The organism is Paraburkholderia sp. A1RI-2L (assembly GCF_048957375.1).
Taxonomy (GTDB): Bacteria; Pseudomonadota; Gammaproteobacteria; order Burkholderiales; family Burkholderiaceae; genus Paraburkholderia.
Genome location: NZ_JARBTA010000004.1, coordinates 919,835 through 928,617 on the forward strand (window position 1 = coordinate 919,835; position 8,783 = coordinate 928,617).

Annotated in this window: 7 protein-coding genes and 1 pseudogene; 4 read left to right on the plus strand and 4 right to left on the minus strand. The window is 64.6% G+C overall.

The annotated features are described in order from the left end of the window. Positions 1-765: 765 nt before the first annotated feature. Positions 766-1,269, plus strand: a pseudogene (locus PWP93_RS32675) (tetratricopeptide repeat protein); the annotation flags it as partial. Between the two features lie 285 nt (positions 1,270-1,554). On the opposite strand, the gene PWP93_RS32680 reads toward PWP93_RS32675, so the two are convergent. From PWP93_RS32680 to PWP93_RS32690, 3 genes are read right to left on the minus strand one after another with little or no spacing between them, the layout of a single operon-like run. Beyond that, positions 1,555-2,421 carry an SAM-dependent methyltransferase gene (locus tag PWP93_RS32680; protein ID WP_421047684.1) on the minus strand — a complete coding sequence of 289 codons (867 nt, stop codon included), beginning with the start codon at positions 2,419-2,421 and terminating at the stop codon, positions 1,555-1,557. A 48-nt stretch (positions 2,422-2,469) separates the two neighbouring features. After that, the gene (locus PWP93_RS32685; RefSeq protein WP_421047685.1) at positions 2,470-2,727 is read right to left on the minus strand and encodes a hypothetical protein; all 258 of its coding nucleotides are present in this window, start codon (positions 2,725-2,727) and stop codon (positions 2,470-2,472) included. Next, on the minus strand, positions 2,675-3,787 hold the full coding sequence (locus PWP93_RS32690; protein ID WP_421047686.1) for a hypothetical protein: 1,113 nt from the start codon (positions 3,785-3,787) through the stop codon (positions 2,675-2,677). The genes PWP93_RS32685 and PWP93_RS32690 overlap by 53 nt, the downstream gene beginning before the upstream one ends. Before the next feature lie 79 nt (positions 3,788-3,866). Here PWP93_RS32690 and PWP93_RS32695 point away from each other — a divergent pair, with 79 nt between their 5' ends. From PWP93_RS32695 to rpoD, 3 genes are all read left to right on the plus strand, one after another. Then, positions 3,867-4,202, plus strand: a complete 336-nt coding sequence (locus PWP93_RS32695; protein ID WP_421047687.1) for a helix-turn-helix domain-containing protein — start codon at positions 3,867-3,869, stop codon at positions 4,200-4,202. Between the two features lie 315 nt (positions 4,203-4,517). After that, complete coding sequence (locus PWP93_RS32700; protein ID WP_421047688.1) at positions 4,518-4,946, plus strand: GFA family protein; 429 nt, start codon at positions 4,518-4,520, stop codon at positions 4,944-4,946. A gap of 481 nt (positions 4,947-5,427) precedes the next feature. Beyond that, positions 5,428-7,404 carry an RNA polymerase sigma factor RpoD gene (rpoD, locus tag PWP93_RS32705; RefSeq protein ID WP_421028262.1) on the plus strand — a complete coding sequence of 659 codons (1,977 nt, stop codon included), beginning with the start codon at positions 5,428-5,430 and terminating at the stop codon, positions 7,402-7,404. Positions 7,405-7,556: 152 nt separating this feature from the next. Here the strand turns inward: rpoD and PWP93_RS32710 are convergent. Continuing rightward, positions 7,557-8,665, minus strand: a protein-coding gene (locus tag PWP93_RS32710; protein ID WP_421047689.1) for an IS3 family transposase whose coding sequence is annotated in 2 segments (ribosomal slippage) — positions 7,557-8,407 and positions 8,407-8,665 — 1,110 coding nt in all. Because the reading frame shifts where the segments join, the coding sequence is not laid out codon by codon here. Positions 8,666-8,783: the final 118 nt, after the last annotated feature.

Here is an 8,783-nt window from a genome sequence, read left to right on the forward strand (position 1 = left end):
TGTGGATGGCGAAGAACCGCCCCGACGTCGCCAGCGGTCTCGTGCAGAAAGCCCTGCTGTTCAATCCGCAGCAGCCCGACGCGCTCGCGCTCATGGGCCAGATCGAGCTGCGCTCGAACCACCCGGCGCAAGCGGCGAAGATCCTGGCACAGCTAAGGAAAGTCGCGCCGAATGCGAGCGCGACCCAGGAGCTCGCCGACGCCTACCGCCTCGCCACGACGGATCGCAACGAACTCGCGCAAATCCGTCTGCTGTCGAGCGCGGGAAAAAGCGAGGAAGCTGCCGCGCGCATCCGCAAGCTGTTCCCGAACGGCGCGCCCAAGGGCGATCTTTCGCGCGACTATTACCGCATCATCGCCGGCACGACCGATGGCCGCGTGCAGGCCATCAACGAACTGCGCGCCCGCGTGAAGCAGAACCCGAACGACACGGTTGGGGCGCTGACGCTGGGCGACCTGTTCACCGATCGCGCCAGCACGCGCATCGAAGGGCTGAACCTGATCTACCGCGTCTACCGCCGCCAGGACAGCAACCGCGCGAACGCGCTCGCCTATTGGCGCAGCGCGCTCAACAGCGCGGGCCGCGACGACCCGGCCTACTACATCTGGTATCAGCGCTATCTCCAGGAAGTCCCCGACGATACGGATGCCAAACAAACCGTCGCCGAGCTCGCGCAGAAGCTCGGTCCCAAAGGCGTGGCGCTGGCCAACGCGGCGGCGGCCAGCGGCAAAAACTATGCGCCGCCGGCGAGCCTCGCTTCGGACAATGGTTCGGGCGGCGGCGCTCGAACCGCGCGCGCGCCCAGCGGGTCCCGGCGCGGCGGCGCGCGATCGTGGCCTCGCGCAGCTTCAGCGCGGCGATCTCAACGAGGCCGAAGCCTCGCTGCAAACGGCCCAGCGCGCGAACCCGAACGACGGCGCGACGCTCGGCGGCCTCGGTCTCGTGCGCCTGCGCGAGGGCCGCCACGACGAAGCGCGCGCTTTGTTTGCGCGCGCAGCGAAGCTCGACTGCGACAACGCCGGCAAGTGGCGCAGCCTCGAAAAAACCGCGACGATCTGGGGCAACATTTCAAAGGCGCGCACCGCTAACGCCCAAGGCAAGCCCGAAGAAGCCGGGACGCTCGCCCGCGAGGCGCTCAGGCTCGATCCGGGCAACGCCGACGCCGCGCGCATCCTCGGCGATTCACTCATCGCCCGGCAGAATTGGGCCGAGGCCGAAAGCGTGCTGCGCCCGCTCGTCGAGGCGAAAACACCCGACATCGACGCGCTGCGCAGCCTCGTGACCGTGCTGCGCGCCACGCATCGGGACAGCGAGATCGGTCCGCTCATCACCGCGACGGCGCCGCGCCTCACGGGCTCCACGGCGGCCTGGCGATATCGACGCACTCGCGCGGCTCGTCGAGGGCGTGAACGCCGAACGCTATTTCGATATGCAGGCCGAGGATGCCTGGCAGGAAGCGGCCGGACGCTGGCCGCTCGTCGCGCAACTGCTCGAACTCAAAGCGGGACCGCCGGGATAACGCGGCAGCGCGTGGCGTTTAGCGTACCGGAGCAGCTAGACGCGCTCCGCGTAGACCGTGCGCTCGATCGGCATGCAGGTGAGCGGGCGGCTGGCAGGCGCGATGTAGCGGCGTGCGAGCGCGTCGGGCTCGGGCTGTTCGATGACGCGCCAGCCATAAAGCGCGAGAAACGCGCGCACCGCTTCGGGATCGAGGCCGAAGCGCCAGATCGCCCGCGGCGAAACAAAGCGGCGATAGAGCGCCTCTTGCCCCTGTGGCACGTTTGCGTCGAGAAAATCCCTGCGCACATAGGTAAATGCGAGGCGGCTGCCAGGCGCGGCCCGCGCGAGCATTTCAAGCGTCGCCCGCACGGTTGGCTCATCGAGATATTGCGTGACGCCTTCCCAGACGAAAAAGGTGCGTCGGTTGCGCGTATAGCCTTGCGCGGCCAGCACGGCGTCGAGCGCGAGATGCTCGAAGTCGACCGCCACGAGCGTCGCGAATGACGGTATCGCGCCAAAGCGCTTCGCGAGGCGCTTGCGTTTGGCTGCGATATTGATGGGCTGATCCAGTTCCCATGCATGCACGCCGGTATCGCGCAGCAGCCGATAGGCGCGAGTGTCGAAACCTGCCCCCAGATTCACGAATGCCTCCATTTGTGGAAGGGCTTCGAGCAGCTTTTCGTCGATATAACGCTTGCGGCACAGCATGCCGCCCCACAGGCCCGGATACTTGCGCTCGGCTATCGCGGCCATGCGCGCCGCCGTGCGCGAGCCCATCAACGCAATGAGCAGGCGCGCGGGCGCGGGCAGCAGCGCAGCGGCGAGATCGTCGTCGACGATGCGCCGATGGGGCGCGAGCCGCTGCTCGATGGCTACCAGCGCCATGGGGCCTACGCCGGTTTGCGCGGCCTCTTGCGTCATCGTGGCGTTCCGCCCGCCGGGCGTGTCGGGCGCAGGCGGTGCGATTGCTCAGGCATTCATTCCGCCCTGCGCGCGCCGCCGCCCTTGTACGCGCGCGACCGAATCGAACAGCGCCTGTGCGCGCGCCAGTTCGTCGAGCGCGAGGTCGAGACGAGACTGGGCCTCGCCGCAGGCGAGTGCCGGAGCTGAGTCGTCCGCATCGTCATGCACGGCGCGCATCGCGCGAAATGCCTGATCGACGTTGCGGCTGGCCTCAAGAAAGCGTCGGGCGGCCTCCGCCTCGCTTGAACGGGTGTTGATCGCCATATAGCTCCATCGTTAATTGCGTCCAGTCGGTGCCGCGCAGCAAATCGCCTTGCGTCCCGCAGGACGTCTCTTCTGCCGTAGCCCCGAAAGTGGCGCCGCTGATGCGGGGGCCGCTGCCTCGCCTCACAGGCGTCGTGCATTCCGCCGGCGCGATATCGAAGAGATCGCGCGCGAAGAGGTCACGCGTGACGCCGCGCGCCAGCAGCGCCAAAGTCTCGCTGCGGCGGCGGCGCGACATTTCCGCACAAGAGTCGAAATCGGTTTCGCGCGCAATCGAGCGCACCGCGCCCAGGTCGCGCGCCTTCGCCAGCAAATCGAAGAGATCGCTCGTCACGCCGCGCGCATGCTGCGCCGGCGCCGCGCTGCGCAGACGCTTCGTGAGCTCCAGCCAGGTCTCGAAGTCGCCATTGCGGACCGCTTCGTGGAGCGCCGCCATATCGCGCGCCTTCACGCGCGTGGGTTGCGCAAGACGCACGAAATACGGCGCCTCGAGCTCCACGCCAAACGCGACCGGGTAACCCCCAGCGCCGAATTCCGCGCCCGCCCGGGGCGCCGCGCGCTCGACGCGGTCCACCACTACCGTGCCCTGAGAAGCGCACGGCGCCTTCGCCGTGCTCACGCTGCGCAAACGCTCGGGCTGCACGCGCAGGCTGCTGCCGATGCTGAGCTCCGCAGGCGACGCGCACACGAGCGCGTAGTGATGATCGCGCGGCTTGCCCGAAGGAAAGCGCGTGCGGCTCGTGACGAACACGTGCGGCGGCAGCGGCCGCACCTGACCGCTCGCGTCCACCCATGCATTCCAGACGAGCGCGTCCTCGCGCTTGACGTCCGCCACCCGTGCACGGCTTGCCGCCGGCGAAAACAGTGCGAGCAGCGAGCCCGTGCGCAGCGCTGCAACCTGCGCGCTGTCGCCGAGCGACTGATTGATGCCCCACAGAAACCGCCCGCCGCCCAGGCGCCGCTCCCACTCCTTGCGAAGGACGATCGTGGGGAGATCTTCTCCCGTCTCCGATCCAATCCTGGACCAGCAAAACGTGGGCGGTAGGTGTTTCAGTGCCATCGACTTCCTCGGAACGCAGCGCGCCCGCCAATCCGGCGAGCAATTCAATAAACGCTACTGTATAGGTATAATGCATGACATGGAAGCCCCAGACCCCGATTTTCCCGTTCAGGAATTGCTGCGCCAGCTATCGGCCGATGTGCGCTCGTCCAGTGAAATTGCGCGGCTTTCTGGAGTCAGTCAGCCTACGGTCTCTCGGCTGCGGCTGTCGAACGGCCGCAGGCTACGCCGGAGCGCGTCATTCAATAAGCTATGCAGTTTCTATGGCGTGAAGCCCGCGTCGCGGCATGCGGCCGCCTATAACGAATTGCTGCGCAATGCCATCGTCGATGTGTGGGACGGCTCGGAGGAGCACGGCCGAGCGCTGCTCGTCGTGATCAAGGGATTGAAGGATCTGAGGGAACGGCCCGGCTAGTCACCATGGCCGCGCATGGCGATGCGTCAGGTAACCGGATTTGGGAAGGGCGCGCAGCAATGGTGCCCGGTTGGTGAAACATCAACTGACTAAAAGACACGCCAATGGACTGAGAACGGCTCCCAGAGGCCTTGCAGCGCGGTCGCGGCGTGCGGCAAGCCGGGATAACAGGCCAAAAATCCCATATGCAGTTACCTTTCGCCCTGTGCCGGCTATTGCACAGCGTGCCGCTGCTTTTCGCGAAGCTCGCCTATAAACAAGACGGCAATGCGCGATGCAGCGCGTCGGTAACGTTTCGTTTGCTTCCAGGTTCCCATGAATGCAACGTCGGCTGACAACGTCCGCGCCACATTGCGCGGCCAGTGCCTGTGCGGCGCCCTGCGCTACCGAGTCGACGACGCATTCGGTTACGCCTTCAATTGCCATTGCTCGCAATGCCGGCGTGCCACTGGATCGGCCTTAAAGCCGTGCGCCGGCATCGAGCGCACGCGCCTGCGCCTCGAACGAGGCGAAAACGATCTGCTCATCCACGGCAACGCAGACGCGGCACACTACGTTCATTGTCGGCACTGCGGCTCGCTACTCTATTCGGTGGTGCGCGAAGGGGCGTTTGCCCATGTGACGATGGGCACGCTCGTCGACACGCCCTCCATTCGCCCGCAAGGACATATCTTTGTTGGCTCGAGGGCGCCATGGCACGAAATCGCCGACACGCTGCCGCAGTACGACGAATTCCCGCCATAACGCGCGCTCGAACGCGTAGCAGTCAACGCAAACGCATGGCCACACGTTGTTTTCTTATTGTTGTGCGTTGCAGTCGACATAATGGGGATTGACTGCGGCAAAAGACACTTCGCAGGTGCAACAAAATGTGCGAACCACCGTGCGGAAATCGAGTCTAACCGGGCGCGTGGAAAGCCGCGAAGCACCCAAAACACCATTTTGACAACCTTTCAAATTCGCTCCGACCCCGGACAAGCCTGTCTGGTGCGCCGACGCGACGATTACGGTTGCCTCACGTGGCGTAACGCACTACCATACGCGATCTTTCTGCATTGCACGAAAATCCAGGCCGCCATGCCATTGTGCGTTTGGCGCTCGCTCGGCGGGATCGGCACGCGCCCCCGCCCACTCCCCTGCAATTTTTCGTCATCGCCAGGACGCCACGCCGCTGGCGCGTGACCCTTTTTGCCCACGCTGGGCAATTCCTTTCGAGGAGATTGTATTGACAAGCCATGACCGGGAAGACGCGCTGGCCCCGTCTGCCCGCCCCGCCCGCCGCGCAGCCAAGGACAAGACCGGCGATACGACTCAGTTGGACGGCGGCTCGCAACTCGAAAAGCGTCAGCATCAAATGCGTGCGCTCATCAAGCTCGGCCGCGAACGCGGTTACCTGACCCACGCCGACATCAACGACCACCTGCCCGATAACTTCGCGCAGACGGCCGCGCTGGAAACCATCGTCGCCACGTTCAACGACATGGGCGTGCAGGTCTACGAGCAGGCGCCCGACGCCGACACGCTGCTGCTCAACGAAGACACGCGTGCAGACTCGCAGGCCGACGACGAAGCCGATGAGGAAGTCGAAGTCGCGCTCTCGACGGTCGACTCGGAATTCGGCCGCACCACCGATCCTGTGCGCATGTACATGCGCGAAATGGGTTCGAGCGAGCTGCTCACGCGCGCCGGCGAAATCGAAGTGGCCAAGCGCATCGAAGACGGCCTCCAGGAAATGATCCAGGCGATCGCGGCTTGCCCGTCGATCGTCGCGACGATTCTCGCCGACGCGGACCGCGTTGCCGCCGAAGAGATGCGCATCGACGAACTCGTCGACGGCATCGGCAGCGACGAAGCCGCGCAGGAACCCGCAGCGGCCGACGCCGACGCGGACGAAGAAGTCGAAGCCCAGGCATCGGATGAAGAAGATTCGGACGACGAGGACGGCGACGACGACGATGCCGACAACAGCAAGGCCAACGAAGCCCTGCTCGCGCAGTTGAAGGCCGACAGCCTGGCGATCTTCGCGCGCGTACGCGCGCTCTTCGAACAGATGGCGTGCACATCGGATGCGAATGCGCGCGCGTCGGCCGCAGAAATGCAGATCTGCGCGGACATCCAGAGCGAGCTCGCACCTATCCGCTTCACGGCCCGCACCATCGACCGCCTGTGCACGCTGCTGCACGAGCAGGTCGCGCAGATCCGCGCGATCGAGCGCAATGTGCTGGCGATCGTCGTGGACCGCTGCGGCATGCCGCGCGAAGCCTTCGTCGAGCAGTTCCCGGGGCACGAGACCGACCTCGAGTGGGGCGTGCGTGCTGCCGCTGCATCGAGCAAGTACGGTCCCGCCATCGAGCGCAGCCTGCCGGCCATCCAGGCCGAACAACGCAAACTCGCTGAGATCGAAGCGGCCGCGTCGCTGTCGCTCCAGCAGATCAAGGGCATCAACCGCCGCATGACCGCCGCCGAAGCCAAGATGCGTCAGGCGAAGGGCGAGATGGTCAAGGCCAACCTGCGTCTCGTGATCTCGATCGCGAAGAAGTACGTGAATCGCGGCATGCAGTTCCTCGATCTGATCCAGGAAGGCAACATCGGCCTGATGAAGGCCGTGGACAAGTTCGAATACCGCCGCGGCTGGAAGTTCTCGACGTATGCCACGTGGTGGGTGCGTCAGGCCGTGACGCGCGCGCTCGCCGACCAGGCGCGCACGATCCGCGTGCCGGTGCACATGATCGAGACGATCAACAAGCTGAACCGCATCTCGCGCGAAATTCTGCAGCAGACGGGCATGGAAGCTCATCCGGCCGATCTGGCCGCGCGCATGGGCATGACTGAGGAGAAGGTGCGCGGCATCCTCAAGATCGCCAAGCAGCCGGTCTCGCTCGAAAGCCCGGTGGGCGACGACGGCGACGCGACGCTCGGCGACATGATCGAGGACGCAGGTTCGGCTTCGCCGGCCGATGCGGCGATCCATGCGAACATGCGCGCTGCGATCGACGAGGCGCTCAAGGCGCTCTCCCCGCGCGAAGCGAAGGTGCTGCGTATGCGCTACGGCATCGACACCACTTCCGATCACACGCTCGAAGAAGTGGGCAAGCAGTTCGACGTCACGCGTGAGCGGATCCGCCAGATCGAAAGCAAGGCAATGCGCAAGCTGATGCACCCGAGCCGCGCAGACAAGCTGCGTCCGTTCCTCGAACGGTAAGCGGTTTTATCGCCGCGGTTATTTGGCGATGAATTGAAAAAAGCCCGTCACGCGAGTGACGGGCTTTTTGTTTGGCGGTCAATGTACAAATGCCAAGTCCTTTGGTGACCTGCCCCCTTCAATAGGGCCAATGGTCTTCTAGCAAAGTCCCTTTAAACCAGCTCCTGGAATGCGGCAGGAGCATCCGCTGTTGCCCGATGTTTCGCCGCGAACTCTGATGGCGAGAGGTAATTCAGTGCGCTGTGCGGCCTCTGCTCGCGCCATGCCGCGATGACGGCGCGCGCGTGGGCGAGCGTCGTGAACCAGTGCTCGTTAAGGCATTCATCGCGGAACTTGCCGTTGAACGATTCGATGTACGCATTCTGCGTCGGCTTGCCGGCCTGAATCAACTTCAGGGTGACGCCGCTCGCATAGGCCCACTGGTCGAGCGCGCGGCTCGTGAACTCGGGCCCCTGGTCTGTTCGCACCGCTTTGGGATAGCCACGGAAGCGGGCGGCACGGTCCAAAGCGCGAGCGACATACAAGCCCGAGATGCCGTGGTCGACGACGATGTCGACAGCCTCTTTCGTGAAATCGTCGACGATTGTCAGGCACTTCAGGCGCCGCCCATTGGCAAGCGTATCCATCACAAAGTCGATTGACCAAACCTCGTTGGGCGCGTTCGGCAGGGCTAGTTGCTCGCGTTCCATCATGACACCGTGGCGCTTGCGACGGCGCCGCACAGTCAGCCCCGCCTCACGATACAGGCCATACACCCGTTTGTGACTGGCGTGCGTGCCTTCGCGTTCCACCAAGGCATGTAGCCGACGGTAGCCGAAGCGGCGACGCTCGTGCGCCAGCTCCACCAGACGCGCCGTCAACGCTTCATTCTCATGGTCCGGCTTCGCCTCATAGTGCAACACGCTGCGAGAAAGCCCGACAAGCCGGCAGGCGCGGCGCTCCGAGATGTTGACCTTCTCCCGAATCGCCACCACTGCTTCGCGCTTGGCTTGCGGGCTCAGGGCTTTCCCTTGACGACAACTTTCAATGCTTCCATGTCGAGCATTGCCTCGGCGAGCAGCTTCTTCAGCCGCGCGTTCTCAGCCTCCAGGTCCTTCAGCCGGCGTGCGTCCGAGACCTCCATGCCGGCGAACTTCGCACGCCACGTGTAGAACGACGCGTCACTGAATCCGTACTTCCTGCACAGTTCCTTGACCGGCATCCCGGCCTCGGCTTCCTTCAGAAACCCGATGATTTGCTGTTCCGTAAAGCGCTTCTTCATGTTCGTCTTCTTCTCCGAAAACGAACTTTACTAGACTCCGGATGGCCCTGTTTGCGGGGGGGCAGGTCAGCTCCGCTATTTTCCACGCACGTAAACGCCAGAACCCCGGCGCTCATTC